Genomic DNA, 25,174 nt, shown 5'->3' with positions numbered 1-25,174 from the left:
GCTGGTCAGATGGAGGGAGCGGAGGCGGATTCGGCCTGCGGCTCGCACCAGATCGAAGCCCACACGGTCATGAGCTTGGAATGGGTCTTCGGGCAGTCCAGGCGCTTCTCGTAGAACATGCCGGATTCGGCAAGGAGGCTTGCTTCCAGCTCGTCCCAGTGCTCGCAGAGCCCGTGCCACGGGCGGCTCAGTTCGCCCATCTCGTGCCGGCGGGCGTGCCATTCCGGCATGAACGCGTAGAGGCGCACGCAACGGGTGAATTCGCCGACATCGAGCGGCGCGGCCTCGCTGTGGCCGGGATTGGCGCCGGCGACCCCGTTCATGTGGCTCCAGATCGCGCGCGAGGCATTTCCGGTGTCGCCGGCGGAGATCCATGCGTTGGCGCGCGCAATCGCGCTGGCACCGACATACGGGGAGAGACGAGCGTGCAGCGCATTCATTTCTGCTGCCATGCGGGCGAATTGAAGGGGGCCGCGGGTGTTCGGGAACGGCGGCGACGCGCTGAATTCGGGCATTACGTCTCAGTCTCCGGACGCGAATCGCGCCCCTGTGTGAAGGATTTGTTTCAAGGATTCGAATACTGACGGCAGCATGCGTCAATGGGGGTAGGTGAGCAAAAAATAATTCTTTTTTAAGCGTTCGGTTTCCGGTGGAAAGCGGGGGTGGCGCCGCTTGCGGCGTGCGCGATCAGCTGCGCGCAGCGGTCTACGCGACGGGCGGCATTTCTGTGCATGAAGGCGCGCTGATCAGCAACGCATATGCTTGCGGAGGAGTGTGCGTTCCGTCTTCTTCGGCCGAAGCGATTGGTCAATCGGCAATGCTCACGTCAACGACGTGCTGTGTGTTCAGATCGTATTTGCACGTGACGGAGGTGTGCGCCATCGCTCCATATCCATTCTGGAACTGGGCGTCTTTCTCGATGAGGACCGCGATGCCGGTTCTGGCGTAATCGGAGCCTGGCAAGAAGCTGCCGAACGCGAAGAACGGAAAGGTAGGCGAACCATATTTTGCAAGCTTCTCTGCCGCGTACCTGCAGGTAACCATTCCGCGTGTGATGTCAGCGAAGTGGTTCATTAGGTCGCTATTGTCGGAGCATTGATGCCAGTCAGATTTGCACTCTCCCGCGCGTTGGATGACTGGTGACGGCTCGAGCTTTCTCGGGTGAGCGGCTTCGTCTGCCATCTGCTTGGTCAATACGTCCTTGCAGTTCGGGACGGCGCCGGCGGCACTGCACGCCTCATCGATCATCTGGGCGGTGGATTTTTGGGGCGGGGGAGAGTCCGCCAGCGCCTGCTGCGGCTGTTCCAGTCGCCGGCCAGAGCCGTCCACAGTGGCGGAAACCACGAAAATGGCTATGGAGACTCCGAGGACGACCATTGCTTTCCGGCGGCTGTCGATAAGTAGCTGGCGAGGAGGATAGACGACGGAGAACAGTCCAATGACTATCCCGAAAAGGGACAGAACGCTGATAAACGCGGCCATGGTGGGTCTCTCGGAAACGATGAATGCAACCGGAGATTACAGGGGTTGAATAAAACGACTTTTAGAGCAATCGATAAAAGTTTCGGAAGTCGGCTGACGGTTCGTAATCGATATGCGCCTGCACGCCGGATGCCGCCCTAGCGGGGAGATAGCGTAAGGGCGGGCGGGGAAATGGGGAACGAGTAGGAGGCCTCAATTGTGCAACGGTCGTTGCACAATTGAGGCCTCCTACTCGCGCGCACTCCCGAAATAAATGTCCTCGAGCAAAATGGAATGACCGACTTCGGTCAGCTCAATCAGAGCTTTAGGGTCCGAGAGCGTTGTCCGGTCCCATCCCCCTTCGACCCGCCGGTCGTGCACGACCGCCATGCGTTCGGCGTCCACGAGGACGATGTGCCGAACGGTCGGCGCATTCCAATAGAACGAGTGCCTGAGACGTTCATCGCGGGTCTTCGAGCGGGCCGACATGACCTCGATCACGACGATCGGATCGTCGATGTAGGTCCGGTCCCCGATCGGGCCGCGGCGGACCAGGATGTCGGGGCGAAGTTCAGTCGCAGGGGATGTGTCGCATCGAATGGCCATCCGAACGTAGGTGCGGCAGCCGATGAGATCCATTGCCGGCTTGAGCGGGCCGAAGATGTTCATCACGATGTGTTCGTGGCTCTCGGTGGGGTCTTCAAATGGAAGGTGGGCGCCGGCCAGGATCTCGAACCGACCGTCGTCGAGCTCTGGAGAACCGCCAAGCCCGGTCAGGCCGGTGCCTTCGAACAGCGCGAGCCGGCCCGCATATTCTTCGTCGGTTTCGTCGGGATCTCGATCGAGCTCGTAGTGCTCCAGTGAGAACGGCGGCAGTCCGCGAAATCTCCAGTCCGCGCCGTAAGTCGCCTCCGCCCACCGGGATACGGCGTCAATGCCGTCGACTGGCAGGCTTGGAAACTCCCGGAAGATGTCCTCCGCGGGCGTGTCGTCTCTCAGGTAGGTGAGGATCGTGGTGGCGAGGATGCGAGTCCCGCTGATCGTCGGCTCGCCACTCATGATTGCGGGGTCCCGAACAACCTCAGTCATGCGAGTAAAAATCCTGTGCGGCGCGGCGTTTTAGGCCCGCATGCCATTGGCGCGCGCGACGGCTTCTTCGAGGAGCGACATCATGATCGCCCGCACTGCGGCCGGGGACTTCTCTGTATCACACTTGGCTTCGATTTCTTCGCGGAGCAGGGCGCCATCGTCGGACTTGTTGAGCTCCATCGAGCTTTCGTTCTTCAGAAGCTCTACGAATGCGCTGGTTTCCTCCCGGATCACGCGCGCGGTCTCGCCGGCCGACGCCGCTTCGACGTGGTATCCGGTGAGATCGAAAAGGTCTGGCGGATCGGGGAACTGGACGATCTCGATATCATGGCCGGGACGCAAGACGGCGATTGCAGGCACGTGATCGAGCGCGTCGATGGCCATGCGAGTGATGTTGCCGGGGTTGGTCCAGCGTGTCTCGCCCCGGATCTCGTCCGGCTTCTCGATATGGATGTGTCCGTTAACGACCAGCGAACAGCCCAGGATCTCGTGGAGCTGGACGTTGCCGGGGTACGCTTTGAACATCAGATCGTGATGGGTGCACCAGACCACGGTCGCCGCCTCGGGGAAGTGCTCCGCGACGTCGGTGGGAATGGGCTGGCCGTAGGGCGTCATGCCCAGACCGACGCGCACCTGATCTTCGCCGAGCAGGAATTCCTCGACCGGGCCGCTTTTGGAGACCACCAGGAGGACGCTGGCGGCCTTCAGGAGCTCGAGACTGTCACCGTCCGACAGAGCGGTATGCTCCATGTCGTGGTTGCCGGTGTTGGTGATGGAATAGGTCCAGCCGCGGCCGAGGGTGCGGATCAGCTTGGTCACCAGGCCCGTGCGCGTTTCGGGGCTGTCGAACATGTCCCCGGTGAAGACCGGTATCAGTTGGTGCTCATTGCAGTAGTCAATGATGGCTTCGATCTTGGTGAGCACCGAGGTGCCGAAATCGGCGTCCTTCCGGCGTCCAGGACGCAATGTCGACAAGTGCGGATCGCCGATGAAGGCGAGGCCCATGGCCCGGCGGAACTTGCTGATCGGGTTCATCGGTGTGTCTCGCGGAGCAATTGAGCCGCGCCCGCGACTGGCTGGCCGCAGGTGGGGCAGGCATTGCCCATCTCGGCGAGGAGGGCGTCGGTTTCCGTCATGACGCCATGAATCTTTCCGTCGATCTCGGTGAGTGCGTTGCGGGTATGGGAGATCTGACCGGCGAGGGCTGCGATGGTGCGGCCCGTCTCGATGAGCCTCTCGCTCTCGACGATCGTCGGCGCATCCGGGGGTAAGCCGGCGAGAATAGCCTTGCGCTCGTTGAGCAGCCGGACGCTGGCCTCGGAGGTCGCGATGGTCTCAACGAGTGCCTCACACGCATCCGTCGGGACGAGCTCGGGGGAAGCGGGAATTCCGGCCAGCACAGCGGCGCGGTTGCGCAGCGCCTGGGTGTGGAGCACCGAGGTCGTGAGATCATTCACGAAGGCCATCCCGTCGAGGATCTTACGGGATGACTCGGAAAGCTCCCGCAGCGTCGTGTCGCTCGGCAGATCGTCAAGAACCGAGAGGCGTGCACGGCAGGCGGCGACCGCCGCCAGCGACTGTTCGAAGCGTCCGACCAATTCCTGAGCGCGAGCCGCTTCGTGGGCCGCCACTGCGGCCTCATCCAGAAGGCGGACGCATTCGTCGGCCGATGTTTCGATGTCCTCGATACCTTCAAGGGACGCGACGCGCGCGGCAAGCTCGGTCAGCTCGCGCTCGCCTTCGCGAATTGTGGCCTGGTCCCGCACATTGCGTTCGCGCTGGATCGCGATCATTTCGCGCAAATGGCTCGATTCCTGGCCGACGGACAGGACGGACGCGCGCTTTGGCGGCGGATCGGCCAGCAGGAACACCGGCTGCTTCTGATTGGCGATGTGGATCTCAAGCTCGTCGACCGGCGCAATCCCGGTTTTTTCTGCAACCCAGTCCGGGACCGATCGGCCGCCGGTTTCGTAGCGAATACCGTCCTGTTCGATCACTTCGTCATCGCTGCCGTGGAGCGACCACATGTTGACGGGGTTGCGGCGCAGCTTTCGGCTGAAGCACAGGCGGTGACCGTCTTCCAAGTCGATCTCAACGGTGCAGGCCTTGGCACCGTGGCGGATGAGGCTGTCGCGGGAATCGCCATAAAAGACGGCGGCAAGAGCCCGAACGATCGAGCTCTTGCCGAGATCGTTGTCGCCGATCAGGACGGTGATGCCGGGCGCGAGCCTGATCTCAGCGGACGGCAGGTTCTGGAAGTCGGTCACGCGAAGCGCACGGAAGCCACGCTTGTCAGGTGTCCACAGGGACGACACGTCGCTGTGCTGGACGATCTGCGCCCCGTTTGGCGAACCCTGCAATTCAGCGATGGGCATTCCCTCGCTGAACAGCGTATGCGGGTGATGGGAGATCACGAGGCACTGGATGCCGACCCGTTCGGCAGCTTGGCGGAACACGCGGTAGAAATCAGCAACGCGCGACGGTTTGATCCAGCAATCAGCTTCGTCGAGCACCAGGAAACGGCGGCCGCCGGACTTCACCGCGGCGATCAGGCGAAGGCCCGCCGAGACGATGTTGGTGATGGCACCGCCCTTGTCGGCATAGATATCTTCGCAGATCCCGTCTTCCCGACGAGCGAAGATATCGAGTGAAGGCAAACCTCGCTCAGTCGTGAGCTCCAGGCCGATGGGCGCCGAGCCGGGCAGGACCTCCTGGACGAGCAAGGTCAGGAGCTTTTCGAAGGATCCGGTGTTGCGCCGGTGGGCTGCGGCCTGCAGTTCTTCAAGAAAACGATCAATGTCGCCCTTCAGCGCGTGGCGTCCCTTTGCGAGGGCGACGTCCCGTTCAAGGCCGGCCTTTCTCTCAAGGGAAGCGGAGCGCACGCCGAGCAGGCGGGAGGCGCGGCGTCGCGCGGCGTCGATCCTCTCCCGGTCAGTCAAAGGGGTGCGAGCGTCCATGAGCGGGGCGGTATCAGACGGTCGGAGGCAGAGCGGCGAGTCGACGCTCAATGTCATCGATTGAGGCGCTGTAGGCGTCGGTTGCCTCCGTGTTTTTACGGTAGTTGTCGCGGACGATTTCGCGCAGCTTCTCGATGTTGTCCGTGCCGAACGTTTCCACAGCCTGCTTGCGAGCGGCGGCGAGCGCCTGTTCGTGGGTCGCAAGATCGTGTTCTGTCCGGATGCGGTCTGATTTCAGCGTTTCGTGCCGCGTGCGCAGGTTGTCGATAATCTGCTGGTTGTCGCGATCGCTTCGGCTGCCGCCGGCCTCCGTCGTCTGATGCGGGGCTGGCGGCCTCATGGGTATCCGGTTGTTCATCAAATTTTGTCCTGAAAATCGTGCCCGCATTTTGCCGATAGGGAAGGGAAGTCACAATGGCCATCGAACAAACAAGATTAACGCAATTCACGAATCCCAAGGATTCAAAAGTGGTGAGAAGGCTAGTTTTGCTTGCCGGCCGGTTAGTTGCGGGGAAAAGGTGGGACACCTTGGCGGAAAGGAAAAGGCTCCCTGATTTGAAGGCGCTACCGAAGGCGGCCTGGACTGTGCCTAACATGGCTGAGGCACAGTCCAGGCAACTATCTCGGTAGGTTACCGATTAGTAGTCGAAGACATAACCACAGCTGTCGCATAGTGCGGGTGGGGGACCGCTGACGTAGGCATCCGGCCACTGGACGTAGTGGGCAGGGCTCGGATCGGTCAGGACAGCTTCGATCGAATAGACAGTGTCGCCCAAATCGGCATTATGCTGGGCTTGGATGGGGCTGGCCGGATAGATCAGCGGCACGGTCTGGTCAGGCTGACTCGCATAGACTGGTCCTTGCGAGATGGCGAAAGCCCACGTCCCGTCCTGGATGTAGCCTTGACCCCAATCGTGCATCGTATCGCTGATTTCCATGCCGTATCCTCCGGTGGAGTCGCAGACCGGCCAATACTGATTTGACGTGCAGGGGACCTGATCCTTCATCGGGAAAACGTAGGCCGTGTACTCGAACCCGTCGGAATAGTTCGGATTTCCTTCGGGATCCGCTCCTAGGGCGACCGCGCCGTGCGTCGTGAAGGAGAGCCCTTGTGCGCTTCCGATCGTCGGGAGCTGTATGAGCCAGTTGTCCTGATATCCGCAGCCACTGAAATCGGTCTTGGTGGACCAGATCAGTTGGGCACCTGGCGGCAACGCGGCGAGCTCGACGTCCTTCTCATAGAGGGGATCGCAGGCGCTAACCGCGTTCCAGGTGAACCAGATGTAGACGCCGCTGCTCTGGGTCTGGTTGTTGACGTTGACGGTGTAAGCGGATGACGTGGCCATCTGACCGCCTGCATCTGTAACGCCGATGCTGAACGTGTAAGTTCCGGGCGTCGAAGTGACGCCTGAGAGGAGCCCGCTCGAAGAATCGAGCGACAGCCCGGGAGGCAATGCGCCGGACGCCACCGCGTAGACGTAGGAGGGCTCTCCGCCAGTTGCGGTAAATTGCGCCGAATACCCTGAGCCGGCCGTCGCGGTGGTCGATGGATTGCCCGACACTGTCAGCGCTTTATGGATCACCAGCGTGTAGTTATAGCTGCCGTGATTGCCGTCTTTGTCGGTGGCGATCACGGTGATCGGATAGCTGCCGTCAGCAGTGGGACTGCCGGAAAGAGCGTCGACATTGTCGGTCGGCGAAAAGCTCAGGCCTGCAGGCGTGCCAGTCTCGGCGAATGAATACGGAGCACTGCCGCCCGAGACCGTGAAAATTGCGTTGTAGTTCGATCCAACGGTTCCATTGGTTGAGGCGTTGCTCACGATGCTGAGCGTGACAGGTGCCTTCGTGATTGTGACCGAAAATGCTGCGGATTGAGTGAATCGACCAGCAGTATCCGACACTTTGACGATGATGTTCGGGTAGGTGCCAGCTGATCCAACGATTGGTGTGCCTGAAATCAAGCCAGACGTCGGATTGATCGCAAGGCCCGCCGGAAGCGCGCCAGACTGGATCGAATAAGTGTACGGCACACTTCCACCTGAAGCGGCAAACTGTGATGAATAGGGTTGGCTTTCCTCGCCTTGGGCCAGAGGCGTGCCGGAGAGCGAAAGCCCGCCGAGGACGGTGAACGTTGCCGGCTTGGAGGTCGCGGTGCGGAAGCCGTCGGTCACGGTAACGGTGACCCCAGCGAAAGTGCCGGTGCTTGTCAACGTACCCGAGAGAGCACCATTGGCCGGGCTCTGCGCGGCTCCAGTTGGTAGGGCGTTCTGTACGGACCAAGTGTAGGACGCCGCGTTGCCGCCTGAAGCAGTCGGCACAGCGGAGAATGCGTCTCCGACGATCCAGGTTGTCTGCGGAGCCCAGGAGATAGTCAGCGGGTTCGCGTCGGTTACGTTGATCGAGAAGGTATCCGACGAAGCGCTATGCCCCGATCCATCGGCGACCTGGACCTTGATCCCGGTAAAACTCCCGACCGTGGATGGGACACCCGAAATGTCACCAGACGACGACAGCAACAGCCCAGGTGGCAGTGTGCCGGCGGCGAGACTGAAGATGTAATTGCCGTCGCCACCGGTCGCAGAAAACGGCGCCGAATATGACTGACCGAGGAAGCCCGAAGTGTCGGAGCTCCCCGAGATCGCAAGCGCGGGCCAGTTGACGGTGAACGTCATTGGTTGCGAGCTGACGGACGTGACACCGTCGTCGACCGTGATTTTGATCGGTCCGTAGATTCCGACCGGGGTCATCGCGCCACTGAAGGTGCCTGTCGCGGAGTCGAGCGTCACGCCGGGCGGCAGGGCGCCGGAATAGCTGAAATGGTAACGGCCGGAGCCGCCGGATGCAGCCATCGACGCGATGATTGGGCTACCGATTTGATAGGTCAGCGTCGGATTCCAGGAGACGGTCAGCGGATCCTGCTGCACGATATCGTTGACGGCGATAGAGAACGTCGTGGAGACCGCGTTATTGCCGACCCCGTCGGTTACGCCGATGCTGATCCCCGTATAGGACCCGGCAGTCGTGGCCGCACCCGAGAGAACCCCGCTCGCGGTGTCGAGCGCGATGCCAGGAGGCAGCATTCCGGTCGCGACGCGATAGACGTAACCACCGGCCCCGCCGTTGGCAGTGAACTGCGCGGAATAGGCCAGATTGACGGTCGCGGTCGCATCCGGATTGCCAGAGATGGCGATCGGCGGCCAGCTGATGGTGAACGCAGCGGGCTGCGTCGTGGCCGAACGGATACCGTCGGTAACAGTGATGGCGATCGGGAAGCTGCCGGCCGAGGTGAGCTGACCTGACAGCGATCCGGTGGAGGAGTTCAGCGCAACGCCCGTAGGCAGAGTGCCACTGGAAGAGAACGTATAGCTGGAGGGATTGCCGCCCGATACGGAGACAGCCGTCGAGAAGTCATCACCAACCTTCCACGCGGTTTGCGGGGACCATGCGATGGAGAGGGGATTGGGATCGGAGACGGTGATTGTGAACGGGGCGGAAGCGACAGCGGTGTTCGACGAGTCGCTGACGCGGGCGATGATGTTTGGGAAGTTACCGACCGCGGTCGGCACACCGGCGAGCGCGCCCGAGAAGGGATCGAGAGAGATGCCAGGCGGCAGGGAGCCGGAGGCGATTGCATAGACGTATCCGCCTGTGCCGCCGGTAGCCGCAAATTGCGCGCTGTAGGCTTGCGTGAGATGGGCGATTGAAGAGGGTGAGCCCGAGATGGTGAGAACCGGCGGCGCGGGCGGCGCGGTGACGGTGAGGGTGTAGGAAGTTGTCGCGGTGTGCGAGGCGGCGTCGGTCACCTTGATGGTGATCGGATAACTGCCGGCGGTGCCCGGCGCGGGCACGCCGGAGATGCGGGCGCCGGCGCCGTCCCAGCCGAGGCCGGACGGCAGCGCGCCGGTTTGGGTGAAGGTGTAGGATCCCGTGCCGCCGCTGGCGGTCCACTGGGTGTAGTAGGTAAATCCTTCTTCGACCGTGTTCGGCGGGGAGCCGGAGATCGTCAGCGGCAGCGCCGCTGCGATCGTGATCGAGAAGGCAGCCGACGTCGCGGTGGCGCCGGCGGCATCGGTGACCTTGACGCGGATGCCGGTCTTGGCGCCGGCGAGGGTCGGCGTTCCGCTGATGACGCCGGTTGCGCTCTTCAGGGTGATGCCGGCCGGCAGCGAGCCGGCGGCGAGCGCGTAGGTATAGCCGGATCCGGAGCCGCCGGAGGCGCTCACCGATCCGGTGTAGGGGGTACCGACGTTGCCGGTCAGCGGGGGCGTGCCGGCGATCGAGAGCGCGCCGATGACGTTCAGGGTGAAGGGATAGGATGCGGTGAGTCCGTTGGCATCGCGGCCCGTGACCGTGATGTTGTAGGTGCCGGCGGCCGTCGGAGAGCCGGAGATCGATCCCTGGATGGCGCCGGTGGCGTAACTGAAGGTGAGGCCGGGCGGCAGTCCGCTCGCGGACATGGTGTAGGGGGTTGAGCCGCCGGAGACGAAGAACGCGGCCGTATAGGGGGAGTTGACCGAGGCCATCGAGCCTGGATTGCCCGAGATCGCGAACGGATCGACGACGTCGAGCGTGAGGATGGCGGTCGCAACGTTGCTGGTGGCCGCGTCGATTGCCTGAATGGTGGCCTGGGTCTGGCCGTTGATGGTAGGCGTACCGGTGATGCTGCCGGTCGATGGATTGATCGAGATGCCGGGCGGCAGGGAGCCCGACAGCACCGAGTAGGTGACCGAGCCGACGCTGTTGTAGGTGTAGGTGGTTGCGACATAGTTGTCGCCGCGCGGCGCGACGGACGGGCCGTCCACGAGGATGGCGAACGTCCCGGTATTGTTGGGTGGAGGAGGCGTTTGCGCCGTCGTCTGGGCGGTGGCGCCGCCCCGGAAATAGTAATAGGTCGCCGCCTGGGCGGAGTTGGCCAGCATCCCGATAATGCCGGCGACTGCCATCAGCTTCTGGAAGATTCTCATGTCGGGATCCCCCGGGTATTCGTGCGTCGATCGTGGCCGCCTATGGGTCTAATCGCACTCTAGAGAGACGATAATCTAATCCTTGAAATGTCGATAGGATACTTGCCGATTTTCATTCCTTCGACAAGTTAGTTAGGCCCTTGCCCTTGCGGCCGCTAATGGTGTGGCTAATCTCACCCGAGGAAGTAGAATGAGCGCGACAAAGGCTGCCCCCGAATTGAAGGCGCTATTCGAGCCGCAAGAGTGGATCCGCGACAATGCGGAGTATTCTGGTCCCGCAGTGCAGTTCGACGCTGGACCCGTCCTTTTGGGCATGTCGGCCGCCGATTTCCGCAAGTTCGACCTGGAGATCCGCAGGGATGGCGGATCCTGAACATGGAGCTCGATCGCGGCAATCCGAGGCTTTTGCCTCACAGGAAGCGGGAAACGGATCTCGATGCGACGATCCTGATCGAGCCGGAGCGTTTATTGGTGTCGTACGATGCGCAGTGCGGCAAGGCATTTGCCTTCGACGGCACGGGGGTGCATCAGGTGAAGGATGAGCCGAACGACTCCTTTGCCGGCGACGATAGCACACCGAAGCTCTGATGGTCCGCGCGTGAGCAGCGTCGGCGACGACATCCGTTCCGCCTTAAGACAGGCCTTTCCGGTGCGCACGTTCGCGCTTGCCGATGGCGGCAGCGTGGTCGCCCTCGAGACGCCGGAGCCTCAGGAGCGTGGTGGTCCGGCGGTGCGACGTCTGTTGCTGGTGGGGCTCTGCGGGGACGGTTACCCGATCGCGATGGAATTGCCGGCGGCGGAAGGGCGTCAGGTCACTCAGGAGTTCGTTCAGCAGACGGTTACGTCCGAGAGCTATCGGGAGATGTTCGACAGGGAATTCGGCAGGATCCTGGGCGGGCTCGGCGACAAGGAGTCCTGGTGTATGACACAGGGCGGCGGGTTGCTTGAATGGCTGGCGCGGAACTTCGGACGCGGACGCAGCTCGGAATTTTGGGATGCTGCGTTCTTTCACGTGAACGGGCACTCGCAGCTGCGGGATCAGATTTGTGGTCTGACTGGTGTCCGGAACCGGCCGACCTTCGATTTCGAGATGTCCGCGTTGCAATGGCAGCGGCTATACGGCGCCGACGGGCCGGATGGAAGGCAGACCTGGATCGCCAAATTGCGAACGGAATGGTCAGTCTTCGCGAAATCGATCAATGAAGCGATCAGGCAGCCGAACTGCCTGATGCGCGAGGAGCTCACTCCTCAACACAACGTGCTGTTGGCGCTCGGGATACCTGCAGCTGCGCCGGCCGCGGAGCTCCGACGCTTGAGCAAGCTCGTCGAGAGGATCAAGCCGCATTGGGAGCTTGCTGAGGGCGCGAACGATCTCTTTGCAATGCTGCGTGACTGCCCGGAAGACTGGTGGCCTGCCGACAGATTGGCCTGGAAAGCGGCCTGGCGTATCGGAGAAGCCGCCCGGGTGCTGCAGGTGTCGCTTCACTTACCCATGAGGCAACTCGTTTCACCCTCCAAAGGACGCTGGGAAGGATGGGCCGACGCCTTGGCACGGGTTGACCCTCTGTTCGAACCGGATGAGGCCGGAGGCACTTCCGGCGTCGATTTGAAGGCGGGCGCTCGCAACGTGCGAGACTTCATCTGGGCGTTCACCGCACAGGTCTATTACCCGCTCAAAGTCCTGAATTCGGACAGCGTGTCAGCTAACGTTCGCAGAGATTTCGAGTTTACTTATCTTCAGGATCGAGAGGCAATTGCGCGGGTGTTGTTCGGCGAGGCCTCGATGGCCGGTATCCTTGAAAACTCCGTCAAATGGCACCTGACGCGTGCAAAGCTCGAGGGAAAACTGGCCAAGGTCTCACCGCAGTTCTCGAAAGACCGCGTCTGGCGGGCGGGCTTGCCGCGCCAGGAAATGGTTGTCGACGGGCGGAGGTTCGAGATCATGCCGCTGACCAGTCAGCAGATGCTCGCCGATGAGGGAGCGAGCGGAGTTGACGCGAACGGAATGCGTGGTCTGGATCATTGCGTCGGCGGGCTCAACTATGTGGTCGCCAGCCTTGAGGGGCATTGCCGGATCGTGTCAATCCGAGAAATCATGACAGACGGAAGCAGGGTGCGGCGATCCACTGCGGAGTTCCGCTATCGGGCTCCGGACATCAACGGTGACGCGCGTTACATGATGCTCCAGCACCGCGGCCGCGCAAATCGCACTCCGGAGGATGCAGCCTGGGATGTTCTCTGGGCCTATCAAAGGGGCTTGGTGGGCGTCAGAGGCCAGCCGCGCCTTGAGGTCGATCACGCAGGCCTCAAGCCGGTTGAGGAGCAGTTGTCCGTCTCTGCCATTGCAGGCTACGACGTGGAAAAACCCGCGCATATCGAGGCGGTGCTGCGCCTCTGGGAGCCGCTTCTGTCCCGTCCCCTTCGTGGGCTCGACCTGGATGAGTTTGCCGAGGCTTGCGGCGTCGGGGCGCCTAAGGCGAAGTTGGCGGGCATGGCGCCTTAAGGGGCCGGAAACGTCTCATCGACAGAGCCCGCTTCAGCCTTCTTCCGAGCAGGTTCTCGTTGAGCGGTGGACAGATCCCGCCGCCGGTCGAATCGACGAGGTCGCGCACGCTGTCATCCTCGATTTCGATGATCGCGGGTTCATCGCCGTCGTCGGGATCTGCGTATTCCTTCAGCCGACTGAGATTGATCAAGCCGGAGGCGTCGTAGATGTTGCCCTCGAATAGTAGTGCGACGTGCTCGACATACTCGTAGTGTTGCCCGTCGGCGCACAGGTAGGTCCCGCCGCCACCGAGTACACGATTGAGGGCAATTGCAAAGGCCGCGCATTGTCCCCCGAAGCCGACGCCGCGCGGGACACTAGCCTTGATCGCGGCGTCGATTACTTCGAACGTGAAGGCCATTCGAGGCGATTATTGTCCGGACGTCAGGCAGGCGCGGATCCAGGCGGCCGATCGCGGCTTTCCATCGCGAGCCGAAGGCGCACTGCAGAAGGCCATGACGTCGAAAGCGGTATCGCCTTGAGCGCCAGCGTCCACGGTGTTGCCGCGGCCAGCGCTACCGATTGCGCCGGCCTGGCCGACGTTGATCGGGCTTGCAGACCGGTTGGAGATCGCCGGCGTCGCCGAGATTGGCGGGGGCGGCGGCGGCGGGGCAGGAGGTGCGGGTGCCACGAAGGTGCCAATCATGACGGCCGGATATGCACCAGAAAACTGCAGCGGGCACGAGTCACCAGCAACACTCGAGTGCGGCCCCCAGAGGCCAACAACGGCGGAGTTTGCGCGATCAGTTGCCGACCAGCCGGCGGCGGCCTCCTTGTTGAGAATGTCGACGCCGAAGGCCCCCGCGAACTGGTTCTGGTAACCGGCGCCGGTGACGTAGGCCATGCCGATATTGTTGACCGCACAGGCGTAGGGACCGAGGCTGTAGCCATTGGTATCGCTGGTGTAACCGTTCTTGCCAAACGGGCACAGAACATTGAAGTCGTTCGAGAGCTTGGCCCAGGTCACGATACCGACACCCGAGCCGTTGTCGACGGAGGGGTAAGAGACCGAAACCGTATAACCCTGGCTGCGGAGATTGTTCACGAAGGTCATGTCGACGGTTGGCGCCTTGTTGATGCGGCAGGCGTATTCGCCAGCAACAGGCGTGGTGATCCAGCCGCCAGCAGTCGTCCAGGTCTGCTTTGTCGTTGGCGGCACCAATACGATGGAGCAATCGAGCGAATAATCCGCGGCCGAAAACGACGGACCACTGCCCAGGAAGCTGGCAAACAGCGCGGTGGAATTCCCATACGTGGGCCAATTCCAGTCGCCGAGGGGCACATAGGCTGTTCCGACCGTGGGATCGAAGGTCGTGAGTCCCCAGCCGCCGCTATATCCTGGAGGAGTGGGGGTCCACGAATTGCCGCAGGCCATAATGGCGAAGGACGGCGAGGACAAAACCGTGCACATCGCGATCGCGAGGGCGGAACGGAGAACCTGCTTGGTGTTGGCGTACTTCATCCTGAGCCCCTGAGCTTGAGTGCGTGGCCTTTAGAACGCAATTCAGGTTAATTGTAGGCAATCGAATCCTTGAAATAGTCAAGGTTAATTGTCAAATCCGCTGCGAGATCGGCAGTCGCGTCCCACGACAGCAGAGCGCTTTTGACATCTGCAGGCTCCTTTCAGGTGGCCAGATCGGCAAGCAAAACGCCGTCCAGACAGCGGTCAGCGACTCCTTCGATGCGGCGCGCCGGCGAAGGCACATGGGTGCCCGGCACCGATCGGTGCTGGATAATGGGCCTGACCGGCCTCTAGCATCTCCGGTGTCAGCCGTGGCGACCCCGCACGAATGGAATCACGTTTTCCGCAACATTCGTCGGGGTCGGCATCTGGCGGGGGGTTTTGTGCGCGTCGCTCTGGAGTGCGCCGGCGAGCTGGAACGTGGCGTAGACCGTCGCTTTCTGCAGGCGTTCAACCTCGTCCTTGGTGATGTCTGACAGTCCGTTGGCGGCCGGCCGCCAGGGATAGGGTGGGCTTTCAGGCGCGAGCGCGCGCCCCTTCTCGGTCAGCAGCAGGGTACGTTGGAGGGGGCGCATTGTCGGCTGGCCGGTCTGGCGCCGGCAGGCGTGTTCGTGCCGCTGATGTTGCGTCCATGTGGGGTCAGGAAACGCGACGATGTGGGCCGGGTAGGTTTCGGCTTCGAGTTCGATCAGGCCCGCGGCCAGCATCCGGACGACGGTCGAGCGCGGCAGAAATGGCTCGCCAAGCCCATGGGGGCAGCAGGTCGAGTGGTGGGTAGATCGCCAGGCTGGTTGGCCGGCGGTGTCCCAATAGGGCGGCTCCCCGCCATGGGCGAGCCACCATAGGATTCGCAAGGCGGTGATGCTGGCGGGTGATTTCTCTTGCATGAGCGACAAAGTACGCGGAAATCCCGCAAAGGACCAAGTGGGCGGCGTTGAAGGTTGCGGACGCCTATGCCATCGTCCACGGTAATTGAATCCTTGTATTAAGGTTTCTATCGGTTTCGGATGCCGCTCGGCGCATCTCGGAGGTTTGCTATGTCGCAGGATCGTGGGCCGTCTTACGGACGTCGTCAGACCGCAGAGCCGCGTAAGCGGCAGGTGGCCGCCTCGCAGCAGGCGCCGCAGGCGAAGCGTCGCACCGCGCTCGACGAAGACCGTGAGGAGGGCGTCGAACAGCTCCGCGAGGCGTTCGACGATGTGATTGGCAAAGAGCAGTGGAAGCGCTCCAAGTTCCGCTATTTCCTCGGAGCCGGCGTGCTGAGGGGGCCGTGGTCGAGCCTGCGCGGCGCAGTGGGAGGTTCGGTCTCTCGCGGAAAGGGCTTTTACCAGGCCGCGCTGGGCCGGCGGTCGGAGACGGACGTCAATCCTGTACTTGAGGCGGAAGGCGGTCTTCGGTTCGCACTCGAGATGGTTCAGCGTCGCATGGGAGACGAGGACATCAACAAGATCATCGACAATACGTGCCGTGGCTTCTGGTTCTATGCGGCAATGATGGCGCTGATCATGGTGATCGGCGGGGTCTCGTATCTCTACAGTCCGCCGTCGGCACAGGCCTGGTGGCCGTTCGATACCGTGTTCCGGTTCATGCTGATCATTCCTATGGCCGCCTTCGCTTTTCGCAATTCCTACACCAATTGGCTGATGCGCCGGCGGCGCTACGACACGGTGAGAGACTATTTTGCCTCCGGTGACCTGTTGCCGCGCAAGGCCGTCAGGTCGCGCGGCAAGGGAGGGGGGCGTGCTCTCGCCAAGGTGGCCGTTATCCTGGTCGCGACCGCTATTGCGTTCGGCACGATCGGGCATGGCGTTGCCTTCGCGCAGACATCCGGGACGGCGACCGCCAATACATCGGGCACGACCTCGAATACGTCCTCGATGACGGGTCCCCAGGACATCTTCAAGGTGCCTGACGGGTCGAAGGACCTGTTCATGAAGCTGATGTCCTTCATCGCCCCCAATACCGGACCGGTGCCGGGACTGATGGGTCAGAGCGGAGCGTCGACGCCGGCGCATACAGCTTTGGCGGCGGCCTTCATGGCCTTTATCAGCGCGCTGTTCTTCATCGCGACCATGCAGGTCGCCTGGCATACGATCTCGGGAATCGTGGCAACTGCCCAGGAAGGCAAGGTGCTCGGTCAGCGGTGGCATCAGGTGTGGGCGCCAACCCGTGTCGTGACCGGAGTGGGCTTCCTAGCGCCCGCGTTCAACGGTTTCTGCGTGGCGCAGATCCTCGTTCTTTACATGATGGCCTTCGGCGGGCAGCTCGCGAATCTGATCTGGACCCCGTACGTCGACACGTTGACCTCGGGGATTGCGTCGCCGACCGCAACCGAAACGCAGAATCTTCCGAAGATGTTCAACAATCTCGTGTCCACCAACGAGATCGTGCACAACGTGTTCACGAGCGAACTCTGCTACGCCGTTCTGCAGCAGAACTACAATCGTCGGAAATACAGCGGCGGAGCTCTGCCGGCGAACGTTAGCTGGACGGTGCCTTGGACCACGTCGATTTCCACGCCGGATCTCACGGCGACCTGGAATCTGGGCTCGATCGACAGCGGAGCGTTGCCGACGACGACAACGGTCAGCGGCAACACGATGGACTACGGGCCGATCTGCGGTAGCATCGAGGTCCCGACGGTTCCCGCCTCGTCCGGTCAGGGTAGTGCCAACAATAATCCTGACATGAACGCCATGGCGGCATTCTCGAACGCTCGTAAAACAGCGATCGATCAGATCGTCGCGGCAGTGCGGCCGTTGGCTCAGAGAGCGGGGCAGAGCTACCAGAACTACCAGGCCGCCAGTGCCGCGGGATCGTCGACCAATGGGCCGTACTTTGCGACCGAGGCGAGCCAGGGGAGCGCAAACAACAACAGCTCGAGCGTTGCGAACAGCTCGGTGCAGGAGGCTACCACCGCGTTCCAGACGGCGCGCGACGCCTACAACAAGGCAATGACGGACGCCGCGACCCAGCTTGTCCAGCAGAATTCGACTTCGACCGGCAACGGCAGTCAGTCGATGATCGATAACTTCAAGCAGATGGCAAAGGACGGCGGTTGGGCGACCGCCGGTCTCTATTACATGACGCTGTCCCGCATTCAGGGATCGCTGTTCACGGCTGCGAACGAAAAGCCCAAGTTCGTAAACCCCAATCCGGACGCGGCCGACGAGCAGTTGAAACCGATCCTGATTGGTAACGCGGCAAGCAATCAGCCTGGTGCGCTGACGCAGTTCAACGATTGGTGGAACCAGAACATTGCTCCGCTCTCGGGCGCGGCCGCGGGGCAGTTCGACCCGAATGGCTCCAACGTCGGTCTGACCACTCCGAAATCGTCGAGCATGTTCGAATCGCTCATGAACATGATCGACGTCAAAAATCTCGGAACCGATCTTGCGTCGTGGAGCATGATCAACCCGTTGAATGCGATGGGTGACATCACGCTGCTGGGGCACAAGATCATTACCCGGGCTCTCTTGTTGTATGGCGCCTACGCCCTTGCAGCTGGCGGGCTTGGGGCCGCAGGTCTGCTGGCCGGTGTCGGAAATATCGCAACCGGCGGTCTTCTGGGCTCCGTCCTGACGGCGTTTCTGACGCCGCTGGCTGCGTTTTTCATGATGTTGATCACCCTGATCCTGGGGTTCGGCATCGTGCTCGCGTACGTCATCCCGATGATCCCCTACATCATGGTGCTGTTCTTCATCGTCGGCATGCTGACCCTGATGGCGGAGGCGCTCATTGCAGCGCCGCTGTGGGCCTTCTTCCACTGCCGGATGGACGGTCAGGAATTCGTCGATCAGGTGCAGCGACCCGGTTATATGATCGCCTTCAACCTGCTGTTCCGGCCGACCTTTATGCTGCTGGGCCTGTTCATGTCCTTCTTCGTGCAGGGCGCGTTGACCTGGTTCCTGAGCGTTACGTTTGGTCCGGCTGTTGCCCAAACCACGGCGGGCTTCGGCTCCGGCCCGATCGCGTTCACGGTTCTGCTTGGCATCTTCGCCTACCTGAACCTGCAGATTGCGATCCGGTCGTTCCAGCTGATTACCCAGGTGCCAGACCGCGTCACCCGTTGGTTCGGTTACGGCGGTGAGAACCTTGGCGAAGATCACGAAGCGAAGGGCGCAGCCCACACGGCCATCGGTGTCGTGTCGGCGCGCGGCGGTCAGGTGCTGCAGGGTGCCGGCGCCGCCGGCGCGCTGCGTCGCCCTGGCGCCAATCCCTTGCCGAAGCCGTCAGATTCCAGCGGCAATGGCGGGAAGGGCGGTGACGTCTCCAGCGAAATCGCGACCATGAATAATCCCAACACGCAGGCAAACAATCCGGGGGGCGGCGGATCGACGTCGCCGGGTGGTTCGCCGGCGCAGAGCGGATCGCGATCTGCTACGTTGGCCGACGAGCCAGGCAAAGATGCAGGGCCATCAGCCGGTTCGGATGGGTCGACGCCTCAAAATGGACAAGCATCATCTCGGCACGACGGAGGGGCTACAAAGGACGCTCCGAACAGCAGGACCGAGCCTGGGTCAAGCGGACGGGCTTCTGAGCGTGCGGCCGCTCCATTGACTGGCTCGTCGTCCGGATCGTCGAGGTCGAAAACGCGTCGTTCAAAAGGTGAAGGTGGCGACCGGGTTTGATCGCCACCTTCAATATGTTAGGTCCGCTTGTCCTTAGGCCGACTTGGCCTTCGCCTGACGCATCTCGACGAGATCCGGGCGACCCTGGACGAGGGCGGTAGCGTCGAATGCCTTTCGGTATTCGAGGTCGGCGACGGTTACGTTCGCGCCGTTGCCGTACTTCTCGCCCGTCGGCTTGAGTGCCTCGCAGTTCGGCGACATCTGCTGAACGGTCTTGATGTAAGCGTTCAGAGCCGCGATCGTCGCCGTATCTGCCTGAGCCTGGCTTACGAGCTTGAGGATCTCATTCTCAAGCTCGCGCTGACGGCCCTCGAGCTGGGCGATCGTCTGATCGCGATCGGTGCAGGCGTCCATCCAGGCCTGGAGCGCATGGTCCTGATCGCGCATGTTCGCGCCAACCGCTACCGCCGCACCCATCGTGAAACCATCAACATTGAACATAGGTAGTGCTCCTTTACACCTGGCAATCTAGTCCTTCAGAGGATGGAAGTCTAGCACGTGTATAGAAGGTAGTTAACAACAAGTTACCAAGAGAAGAACATAATAATCGAGTCCTTGAATGAAGATAGACTGCAGGTTGACGGCGTGAATGAAGTCTAGGATGTCGTAAGAGTGCTTTCGGACGACCACATGGGGAGGAGTCGGAAGTTCGGGTTGTCTGGCAGGCCGCCTGCTGCAAGAGTGTTTGGCTTCAAGGAGGGGACGATCGGATGTTCAAACTGGGCGTTGGGGTGGCCGTGTTGATGTCGCTGCTTACGGTGGAAGCCGAAGCGGCCGAAGTTGCTGTCATTGGCAAGGAGTTCGGGTCAGCGAAGATGCGGCCGGTGCGGGTTCGTACGCATCATGTCGTGCGGCCCTTCGCCTATGTGCCCCCGGCTCCGACGGTCGAGGTTCAGCCCTGGAGCGATGGTCTGCTGGAAGTATCGGGATGGTGCTTTATCCCGGATGCTGATTTTGCTGGTCTCGGCGCCTGGCGGGGCTGTGGGGTCTATTAGAGATTTCCGCGGATCGCGGGTATTATCGTCGGGGTAGCTCATCGCGCGGGCGGACATGGTTGAACCTCCGGAAGTCCATTTCCCGAATCCTTGGTCGGAGGCGATTCCGGTGCCGCTCGAAGAGCTTGTGGCCTGTTGCGTAGGCGGGACTGTTTCGACCCCGGAAGGGGTTCGCCAGCAGGATCAGGCTTACGTCCTTCAACACTGGCACAGGTACGGTGAGAAGCTGGACGGCTATCTGCTGATCGCGGGGTCGCAGGACCCCAAGACGATCTGCGTCGGGGTGCGGTACGGGGCGGAGGGATCGCAGTATCTGTCGCCGTATTGTGAAAACCGGAAGATCGCCATAGAGCTTATCCGAAAGTATGGACCGCAGCCTGAAGCGGGCGCTCTGTCGCCCTAGCGCGTGGGGTGATCCAGCTCGGAGCACGAGTACAGAAGGCGGGGCGTGCGATGAAGAATATTCAAGTGATCGATGGAGCGCAAAACGCCACGTTCTCCATCTTCCAAGCCACCGACGAGGAGTTCGAACTGCTGTTCCCCGGCGGGACCGACGTCGCCTTTCGCGAAGACATCGAGGAGCGCCTTGACCAAATCGCGGACCGGAAGCCGTCGAAGCGCTCGATCAGATGAGTTCGAATGATTAATCGGCCGGCGCGAGCTCTTCGAAAGTTCGCCCGACACGGACAACTAGCTCATCGAATTCTACGCGAGAAAATCCGTCGTTCAGGGCGAGGAGGTAAGCGAGAGGCGGCCGAAGGCCGCTTTCCTCTTGGGGGGCTCGGTACCCCGAGGACCCTGCTCAGTCGACAAGTTCACGCGAGATCTGGAACTCGCCGTCGCCTTCAAACTTGAAGCCCATCATATCAATCAGCTTCATTCCCTGGTCGCGGGTGATCGGATGAACAGCAATCATTTCTGGATCCTCCGGGAATGAGTCGTGTCCAACCACCGAACGAATTTCCTCCAATCCGACGGTCGAGCTCGATCCCTCGAACAGCAGTTCTTCAGTTTCTGGATGCCAAACGCATACGAAAGTAGCGAGCGAGGTCATTTTGGGGCCGTTCTCGTTGGATCTCGTGGTTTGATCTGCGTGCCGGTAGCGGGATCGAAGGCTCTCTTATGCTTGCCTTGATCATTGTAGATCTCAATTTCTCCATGCTGGTAGTCCCAGTCGGCAAATCCGCCGCCAGCCAGCTTCCATCTCCTGCGAAGCCCTCCCGGAAAGGGGGTCTTCGGCTTTGTTCGAACTGAGCCCGGGAAGCCTTTAAGCTCCTTAGGGGGAGGCTTCATTCCCTGGCTGAGAAGGACACCGTCGTCGGGCTCCCCCGGCGCTTGAACTATCCTCGACTCCAGGGCGAAGTGATCTTGTTGGCCAACCCTCGCTCACCGGGACACTGGTCAATATTGTATGCGCACTTTGATGCGCGTTTTGCAGCGAGCGATAGCGCAAGTGCGGCACCAATGCCTACGCTACCTGCAAGTGCTTTTCTGAGCAAACCGGCATGGGCTGGCGGCGCGACCAATGAGTTAGCGGCGAATAGCGCCACCACTAAAGAGACTATCAATTTCATTTGGATAACCCCCGCAACCACCGACCGAGCTGGGCGCGCTGCTCGCCGATCCCGCCGGCAACCTGCAGAACCTTGGCGTCGCTTGCGATGATGTCATCGGCGATAAACTGAGGGATGAAGGCCTCGAACACGCGCCGGTATTCGCCGGCGCCGGCGCTGATCACGGTCTCGAAGGGCCGGCGATCCTTGTAGGCGTAGGGGCGAACTACGTCGGCCGGCCCGGGGCCCCCTGGGGATGCCTTGCCGTAATGGTTGTTTGGTGCGCGAATGCCGCCGCGGATCAGGTAGTCGGCCTTCTCACGGGTGAGCCGCTCGTTATAGGTCTGGATGAAGGTCTCCGCGGTGACGAAGCCGAACCGGCCTGAAAGGACAAAGACATTGCGCCAGGGCAGCTCTCCACGATGAGTGCGCAAGGTCTGCCACATCGGGCCGGTGTAGAGCCGGCGGGGCTGGTCCGCGTGATCGAGCTTCTTGCCACTACAGGGCATCAAGAGGATGGTCTTGTCGGGACGCATTGGTCTGTTTCAGCGCGCGTCGGCAATGACAAGCTTCGGGTTGGCGGCGTGGTGCGGGCCGCGTACCCACGAGGCGATGGCCGAGAAATGAGGCAGGGAGGCCATCTCGGACGAGAAGCCGTAGGTGGCCGGCTGAATCTCGATCACGAAGGTCGCGGCCGCTGCGGCGGTCTCGCCGTAGGTGGCGGCGATGGCGGTCTGCGAGGCCTCCCACGAGGCGGTGTGCGTGATGGGAAGCGACCGATCGCGCAGGACGATCGTGGCGGCGACCAGCACGACTGCGACCACGGCGAGCCGCACGGAGGTAACGGAGAGCGGGCTGCCGCGCCGGCTGAAAGCGATCAGGAGCAGGTAGTTTGCGAACTTGAACAAGTGCAGCGCGAGACCGGCGATCGACAGTGCGAGCGCAATCGGGGGCACAGAAACCGAGCGCATGGCGCTCCGGCCGGCCTCGGCGAGGTCGCCACCGTCGGCATAGCGGGTCGGCGAAGCGACGGTCTCGTTCATGATGCGGGTCTGGACGGCGAGGATCGCGGGCTTCCATGCGGTGTCGCGGAAGGACGCCGCGCTGGCGTCGGAGCCGGTGAGCGCGACGGCGACGGGACCGGTGACCTGACGGAGCTTCTCCTGAATGGCCGCCTCGCGGACAAAGGTCGAAAAATCGGTGATGCCCGGGCGCACGCCGGAGAATGGAGACGCCTTTGCCCGCTTGGCAATCCCGTCCAGATAGGCGTGTTCGGCGGCAGCGCGGAAGGTTGCCTCGTCCAGCGAATACCAGCCCTCAGGCACCGGGACGCCCTGCTGACGGGCGATGCGGCCGTAAGCACGCACGTCTTCCTGGCTGCGGATGCCTTCGCGGACGGCAAGGCCGTAAGTCCGCGAATTCAGCCAGTCGTACCATTTGCGCCACGCCTTGGCAGAGGACTCGTGAGCGTCTGCTCTCGAGCTTGTCAGCGCGCGGTCCGCCGCCCGATAGGCATCGAACATCGAGCGTGCGGCGTCGGTTGCTTGGGAATATGCGCCAGAGCGGAAAGTCGCCTCGTCTCCAAGGATTGTGCGCGCGCGGCGGAGCGTCAGGTCCTGGAGGCCCCCAGCCTCGCGAAGGGCGTCCGGCCGGACGAAGGCGGTAAGCGGGGACAGCGAGACGAGAGCGCGGTCGGCTGCGGTCTTGGGCTCCATGGCTTCGCGGATGGTGAGCGCCTGTACGGCGCGCGACCGGGTTTCGCCGTTCGACCGATCGGCAATCCCGTCAACCAGGCTGCGCTGGCCGACGAATGCTGCGGCAATGATGGCGACGGAGATCAGGCCGGCAGGCAGGGCCTTCACGCGACCGGAGTTGAGAAGGAAAGGAAGCACGGCGAGAGCGAGGGCGGTGCCGGCGACCAGGCGTCCGAGCTTCTCGAGGCGTGCAATGGCGTCGGCGTCGGCGTCGGCCGAGGAGACGGTATCGAGCAGCAATGCGCCGAAGGGAATCTCGAGGGTGAGGTAGAGGGCCGTCAGGACGGCCATCACGATCGCGATTTTGGTACGGGAGGTGGGTGTGCGGGGGATCATTGCGATCACCTTATCCACAACCCGTCTGGAAAGGGTTATGCCCACGCCTAAAATTGTAGGCGATCGCGATTTTTGTTTTGTAATCGAATCCTTGGGCATCAGAGGTTGGGCCACGGACTGACCCGATCAATTGGGGGCCAGATCAGGTCGTCCGTGGCCGCTTTTACCGCCGCGCCTGGGGGCATTGGGGGAAAGCCCTGGGGTTGACGAGGCGGCAACTCTAGAACTTCTGGAGCTCAAACGGCGATCGGCCATTGTCCCCAGCTTGTCCTCAAAGCATCATGCCACCAACATTGGTTTCTGACAATTAACGAATCAAGGATTCGCCTACTTCGTTAGCAATGACCGGCGCTCCGATCGAAGGGACGGAAGATCGCGAAAAATCCTTCAGAATTTCGAGAGACTTCAGGCTGGCGCGAAGCACGGGCAGGGTCCGGGTCTGCCAACGCTCATGGGCCTTCTTGACGCGGAATTCGCTCTGTGCCGGCGCCCGTGCCAGGAATTCACGCATGGCCCGGTAGGCGAGCTCCGGCGCGTCGGCGTGCCCAGCGCACAGAGCTTCGCGGCTTTCCCGCATGTCGGCCCAGGTCAGCACGAAGGCATCGTTGGCGGTAATCAGTGTCTCGTGGGAGGCCTTGAGAAGGTAGCAGATCGTGCGGTCAAGGGTCGCAGTGTAGGGGTCAGAGCGCAAGTAAGACGCGTCGACAACCTGCGTGGTGCCGCTTCTTGAGTGAGCAAAGCCATGCCAGGGCGTCTCGTCGACATTGAGGGAGAGCTCCGTTCCGACGCGTCTGGCGATGTCTACAGCGAGGTCCTTTTGATCGAGGGAGACCTGCGCCACGACGACGCGATCCACGGCGGCGCCCGTCGCCGGGTTGCGCTCCGCAGCGCCCGGAAACGCTTCGTAGCGGATATTGACCCGTTTGGTGTCAAAGTCGATGAGGACCGCGAGGGTAGGTTCGGGGATGCGCAAGAACAGATTGCCATCGATATCGAGCAGCGTCTCGGCGGCTGCGCCCTGCCGTTTGGCATAGACCGAGGCGCGATTGTTCGTGGCGGATTTGATACCGAGCGGCAGCGTATCGTTGGTGACGAACTTGGCGCCTCGATCGATAAAGCCTTCGCAGAATGGTGTTTCCGAGAGTTCGGTGCACGCGTCCGCGATCGGTGAGCCGACGGCCTTGACCGGGAGGAATTTGCGGTCGAGCAGTGGCGCGTAGAGAGCCTCGTCGTGGAAGCGGATCACGTTGGTTTCAGGTGGCCGTTTGACCGCGCCTGTAAAGCGAAGCGCAACGGGCGCATCTTTTTCGGTGATGGATGGTATTACGAACGGCGCCTGCTCGCGCACGATCACCGTCTCGGTCTTTCGGTGTCCCTTCCGGCGGATGACAGCCTCGAAGTCGAACTCGGTCCATATGGTGGTCATT

Annotated in this window: 24 protein-coding genes; 7 read left to right on the top strand and 17 right to left on the bottom strand. The window is 61.9% G+C overall.

The window, feature by feature from the left end; translation table 11 throughout:
- Nucleotides 1–5 precede the first annotated feature (5 nt).
- The 7 genes from ACVIGB_RS03350 to ACVIGB_RS03320 all read right to left on the bottom strand — a co-directional run bounded on the left by ACVIGB_RS03350 (nucleotide 6) and on the right by ACVIGB_RS03320 (nucleotide 10,471).
- Nucleotides 6–515, bottom strand: a complete 510-nt coding sequence (locus ACVIGB_RS03350) for a hypothetical protein (RefSeq protein ID WP_456718155.1) — start codon at nucleotides 513–515, stop codon at nucleotides 6–8.
- A gap of 292 nt (nucleotides 516–807) precedes the next feature.
- Nucleotides 808–1,482, bottom strand: coding sequence for a hypothetical protein (locus ACVIGB_RS03345; protein ID WP_456718156.1), 675 nt, complete (start codon nucleotides 1,480–1,482; stop codon nucleotides 808–810).
- A gap of 228 nt (nucleotides 1,483–1,710) precedes the next feature.
- Nucleotides 1,711–2,550 carry a DUF433 domain-containing protein gene (locus tag ACVIGB_RS03340; RefSeq protein ID WP_456718157.1) on the bottom strand — a complete coding sequence of 280 codons (840 nt, stop codon included), beginning with the start codon at nucleotides 2,548–2,550 and terminating at the stop codon, nucleotides 1,711–1,713.
- 30 nt (nucleotides 2,551–2,580) lie between these two features.
- Nucleotides 2,581–3,585, bottom strand: a complete 1,005-nt coding sequence (locus ACVIGB_RS03335; RefSeq protein WP_456718158.1) for a metallophosphoesterase family protein — start codon at nucleotides 3,583–3,585, stop codon at nucleotides 2,581–2,583.
- Complete coding sequence (locus ACVIGB_RS03330) at nucleotides 3,582–5,507, bottom strand: AAA family ATPase (protein WP_456718159.1); 1,926 nt, start codon at nucleotides 5,505–5,507, stop codon at nucleotides 3,582–3,584. The genes ACVIGB_RS03335 and ACVIGB_RS03330 overlap by 4 nt, the downstream gene beginning before the upstream one ends.
- A gap of 13 nt (nucleotides 5,508–5,520) precedes the next feature.
- Nucleotides 5,521–5,865, bottom strand: coding sequence for a hypothetical protein (locus tag ACVIGB_RS03325; protein WP_456718160.1), 345 nt, complete (start codon nucleotides 5,863–5,865; stop codon nucleotides 5,521–5,523).
- Between the two features lie 280 nt (nucleotides 5,866–6,145).
- Entirely contained in the window at nucleotides 6,146–10,471 is a 4,326-nt protein-coding gene (locus tag ACVIGB_RS03320; RefSeq protein WP_456718161.1) for a beta strand repeat-containing protein, read from the bottom strand.
- Nucleotides 10,472–10,661: 190 nt separating this feature from the next.
- Between ACVIGB_RS03320 and ACVIGB_RS03315 the strand changes: the two genes are divergently transcribed.
- From ACVIGB_RS03315 to ACVIGB_RS03305, 3 genes are read left to right on the top strand one after another with little or no spacing between them, the layout of a single operon-like run.
- A complete protein-coding gene (locus tag ACVIGB_RS03315; RefSeq protein ID WP_456718162.1) occupies nucleotides 10,662–10,844 on the top strand; it encodes a hypothetical protein in 183 nt (60 codons plus the stop codon).
- Between the two features lie 2 nt (nucleotides 10,845–10,846).
- On the top strand, nucleotides 10,847–11,059 hold the full coding sequence (locus tag ACVIGB_RS03310; protein ID WP_456718163.1) for a hypothetical protein: 213 nt from the start codon (nucleotides 10,847–10,849) through the stop codon (nucleotides 11,057–11,059).
- Between the two features lie 10 nt (nucleotides 11,060–11,069).
- A complete protein-coding gene (locus ACVIGB_RS03305; protein ID WP_456718164.1) occupies nucleotides 11,070–12,974 on the top strand; it encodes a hypothetical protein in 1,905 nt (634 codons plus the stop codon).
- Here the strand turns inward: ACVIGB_RS03305 and ACVIGB_RS03300 are convergent.
- The 4 genes from ACVIGB_RS03300 to ACVIGB_RS03285 form a co-directional block, all read right to left on the bottom strand.
- Nucleotides 12,943–13,377, bottom strand: coding sequence for a hypothetical protein (locus tag ACVIGB_RS03300; RefSeq protein WP_456718165.1), 435 nt, complete (start codon nucleotides 13,375–13,377; stop codon nucleotides 12,943–12,945). The genes ACVIGB_RS03305 and ACVIGB_RS03300 overlap by 32 nt on opposite strands.
- 9 nt (nucleotides 13,378–13,386) lie before the next feature.
- Nucleotides 13,387–14,478 (bottom strand): hypothetical protein, encoded by a 1,092-nt coding sequence (locus tag ACVIGB_RS03295; protein ID WP_456718166.1) that lies wholly within the window; start codon nucleotides 14,476–14,478, stop codon nucleotides 13,387–13,389.
- A gap of 305 nt (nucleotides 14,479–14,783) precedes the next feature.
- The gene (locus ACVIGB_RS03290) at nucleotides 14,784–15,374 is read right to left on the bottom strand and encodes a hypothetical protein (protein ID WP_456718167.1); all 591 of its coding nucleotides are present in this window, start codon (nucleotides 15,372–15,374) and stop codon (nucleotides 14,784–14,786) included.
- 779 nt (nucleotides 15,375–16,153) lie between these two features.
- Entirely contained in the window at nucleotides 16,154–16,411 is a 258-nt protein-coding gene (locus ACVIGB_RS03285) for a hypothetical protein (protein WP_456749083.1), read from the bottom strand.
- On the opposite strand from ACVIGB_RS03285, the gene ACVIGB_RS03280 reads away from it, so the two are divergent.
- Entirely contained in the window at nucleotides 16,410–19,109 is a 2,700-nt protein-coding gene (locus ACVIGB_RS03280) for a DotA/TraY family protein (RefSeq protein ID WP_456749082.1), read from the top strand. The genes ACVIGB_RS03285 and ACVIGB_RS03280 overlap by 2 nt on opposite strands.
- A 33-nt stretch (nucleotides 19,110–19,142) precedes the next feature.
- On the opposite strand, the gene ACVIGB_RS03275 is transcribed toward ACVIGB_RS03280, so the two are convergent.
- Nucleotides 19,143–19,550, bottom strand: a complete 408-nt coding sequence (locus tag ACVIGB_RS03275; protein ID WP_456718169.1) for a hypothetical protein — start codon at nucleotides 19,548–19,550, stop codon at nucleotides 19,143–19,145.
- Nucleotides 19,551–19,819: 269 nt separating this feature from the next.
- On the opposite strand from ACVIGB_RS03275, the gene ACVIGB_RS03270 reads away from it, so the two are divergent.
- From ACVIGB_RS03270 to ACVIGB_RS03260, 3 genes are read left to right on the top strand one after another with little or no spacing between them, the layout of a single operon-like run.
- Nucleotides 19,820–20,104, top strand: coding sequence for a hypothetical protein (locus ACVIGB_RS03270; protein ID WP_456718170.1), 285 nt, complete (start codon nucleotides 19,820–19,822; stop codon nucleotides 20,102–20,104).
- A gap of 55 nt (nucleotides 20,105–20,159) precedes the next feature.
- Nucleotides 20,160–20,507 carry a hypothetical protein gene (locus ACVIGB_RS03265; RefSeq protein WP_456718171.1) on the top strand — a complete coding sequence of 116 codons (348 nt, stop codon included), beginning with the start codon at nucleotides 20,160–20,162 and terminating at the stop codon, nucleotides 20,505–20,507.
- 8 nt (nucleotides 20,508–20,515) lie between these two features.
- Nucleotides 20,516–20,737, top strand: coding sequence for a hypothetical protein (locus tag ACVIGB_RS03260; RefSeq protein WP_456718172.1), 222 nt, complete (start codon nucleotides 20,516–20,518; stop codon nucleotides 20,735–20,737).
- 169 nt (nucleotides 20,738–20,906) lie between these two features.
- On the opposite strand, the gene ACVIGB_RS03255 is transcribed toward ACVIGB_RS03260, so the two are convergent.
- The 5 genes from ACVIGB_RS03255 to ACVIGB_RS03235 all read right to left on the bottom strand — a co-directional run bounded on the left by ACVIGB_RS03255 (nucleotide 20,907) and on the right by ACVIGB_RS03235 (nucleotide 25,173).
- Nucleotides 20,907–21,158 (bottom strand): hypothetical protein, encoded by a 252-nt coding sequence (locus ACVIGB_RS03255; RefSeq protein WP_456718173.1) that lies wholly within the window; start codon nucleotides 21,156–21,158, stop codon nucleotides 20,907–20,909.
- Nucleotides 21,155–21,397 (bottom strand): colicin E3/pyocin S6 family cytotoxin, encoded by a 243-nt coding sequence (locus ACVIGB_RS03250; RefSeq protein WP_456718174.1) that lies wholly within the window; start codon nucleotides 21,395–21,397, stop codon nucleotides 21,155–21,157. Before ACVIGB_RS03250 ends, ACVIGB_RS03255 begins: the two co-directional genes overlap by 4 nt.
- A 277-nt stretch (nucleotides 21,398–21,674) precedes the next feature.
- Nucleotides 21,675–22,193 (bottom strand): DUF6884 domain-containing protein, encoded by a 519-nt coding sequence (locus ACVIGB_RS03245; RefSeq protein WP_456718175.1) that lies wholly within the window; start codon nucleotides 22,191–22,193, stop codon nucleotides 21,675–21,677.
- Between the two features lie 9 nt (nucleotides 22,194–22,202).
- Nucleotides 22,203–23,846 carry a hypothetical protein gene (locus ACVIGB_RS03240; RefSeq protein WP_456718176.1) on the bottom strand — a complete coding sequence of 548 codons (1,644 nt, stop codon included), beginning with the start codon at nucleotides 23,844–23,846 and terminating at the stop codon, nucleotides 22,203–22,205.
- A gap of 208 nt (nucleotides 23,847–24,054) precedes the next feature.
- Nucleotides 24,055–25,173, bottom strand: a complete 1,119-nt coding sequence (locus tag ACVIGB_RS03235; RefSeq protein ID WP_456718177.1) for a hypothetical protein — start codon at nucleotides 25,171–25,173, stop codon at nucleotides 24,055–24,057.
- Between the last annotated feature and the right edge of the window lies 1 nt (nucleotide 25,174).

The organism is Bradyrhizobium sp. USDA 4341, assembly GCF_054063755.1.
This window is presented reverse-complemented; position numbering and strand designations above follow the sequence as displayed.

Bases quoted from the DNA above. Each gene is read 5' to 3' on its own strand.
- ACVIGB_RS03350 (WP_456718155.1), bottom strand. From the start codon at position 515: ATGCCCGAATTCAGCGCGTCGCCGCCGTTCCCGAACACCCGCGGCCCC.
- ACVIGB_RS03345 (WP_456718156.1), bottom strand. From the start codon at position 1,482: ATGGCCGCGTTTATCAGCGTTCTGTCCCTTTTCGGGATAGTCATTGGA.
- ACVIGB_RS03340 (WP_456718157.1), bottom strand. From the start codon at position 2,550: ATGACTGAGGTTGTTCGGGACCCCGCAATCATGAGTGGCGAGCCGACG.
- ACVIGB_RS03335 (WP_456718158.1), bottom strand. From the start codon at position 3,585: ATGAACCCGATCAGCAAGTTCCGCCGGGCCATGGGCCTCGCCTTCATC.
- ACVIGB_RS03330 (WP_456718159.1), bottom strand. From the start codon at position 5,507: ATGGACGCTCGCACCCCTTTGACTGACCGGGAGAGGATCGACGCCGCG.
- ACVIGB_RS03325 (WP_456718160.1), bottom strand. From the start codon at position 5,865: ATGAACAACCGGATACCCATGAGGCCGCCAGCCCCGCATCAGACGACG.
- ACVIGB_RS03320 (WP_456718161.1), bottom strand. From the start codon at position 10,471: ATGAGAATCTTCCAGAAGCTGATGGCAGTCGCCGGCATTATCGGGATG.
- ACVIGB_RS03315 (WP_456718162.1), top strand. From the start codon at position 10,662: ATGAGCGCGACAAAGGCTGCCCCCGAATTGAAGGCGCTATTCGAGCCG.
- ACVIGB_RS03310 (WP_456718163.1), top strand. From the start codon at position 10,847: ATGGAGCTCGATCGCGGCAATCCGAGGCTTTTGCCTCACAGGAAGCGG.
- ACVIGB_RS03300 (WP_456718165.1), bottom strand. From the start codon at position 13,377: ATGGCCTTCACGTTCGAAGTAATCGACGCCGCGATCAAGGCTAGTGTC.
- ACVIGB_RS03295 (WP_456718166.1), bottom strand. From the start codon at position 14,478: ATGAAGTACGCCAACACCAAGCAGGTTCTCCGTTCCGCCCTCGCGATC.
- ACVIGB_RS03280 (WP_456749082.1), top strand. From the start codon at position 16,410: ATGAAGCTGATGTCCTTCATCGCCCCCAATACCGGACCGGTGCCGGGA.
- ACVIGB_RS03285 (WP_456749083.1), bottom strand. From the start codon at position 16,411: ATGAACAGGTCCTTCGACCCGTCAGGCACCTTGAAGATGTCCTGGGGA.
- ACVIGB_RS03275 (WP_456718169.1), bottom strand. From the start codon at position 19,550: ATGTTCAATGTTGATGGTTTCACGATGGGTGCGGCGGTAGCGGTTGGC.
- ACVIGB_RS03270 (WP_456718170.1), top strand. From the start codon at position 19,820: ATGTTCAAACTGGGCGTTGGGGTGGCCGTGTTGATGTCGCTGCTTACG.
- ACVIGB_RS03265 (WP_456718171.1), top strand. From the start codon at position 20,160: ATGGTTGAACCTCCGGAAGTCCATTTCCCGAATCCTTGGTCGGAGGCG.
- ACVIGB_RS03255 (WP_456718173.1), bottom strand. From the start codon at position 21,158: ATGACCTCGCTCGCTACTTTCGTATGCGTTTGGCATCCAGAAACTGAA.
- ACVIGB_RS03250 (WP_456718174.1), bottom strand. From the start codon at position 21,397: ATGAAGCCTCCCCCTAAGGAGCTTAAAGGCTTCCCGGGCTCAGTTCGA.
- ACVIGB_RS03245 (WP_456718175.1), bottom strand. From the start codon at position 22,193: ATGCGTCCCGACAAGACCATCCTCTTGATGCCCTGTAGTGGCAAGAAG.
- ACVIGB_RS03240 (WP_456718176.1), bottom strand. From the start codon at position 23,846: ATGCCCAAGGATTCGATTACAAAACAAAAATCGCGATCGCCTACAATT.
- ACVIGB_RS03235 (WP_456718177.1), bottom strand. From the start codon at position 25,173: ATGACCACCATATGGACCGAGTTCGACTTCGAGGCTGTCATCCGCCGG.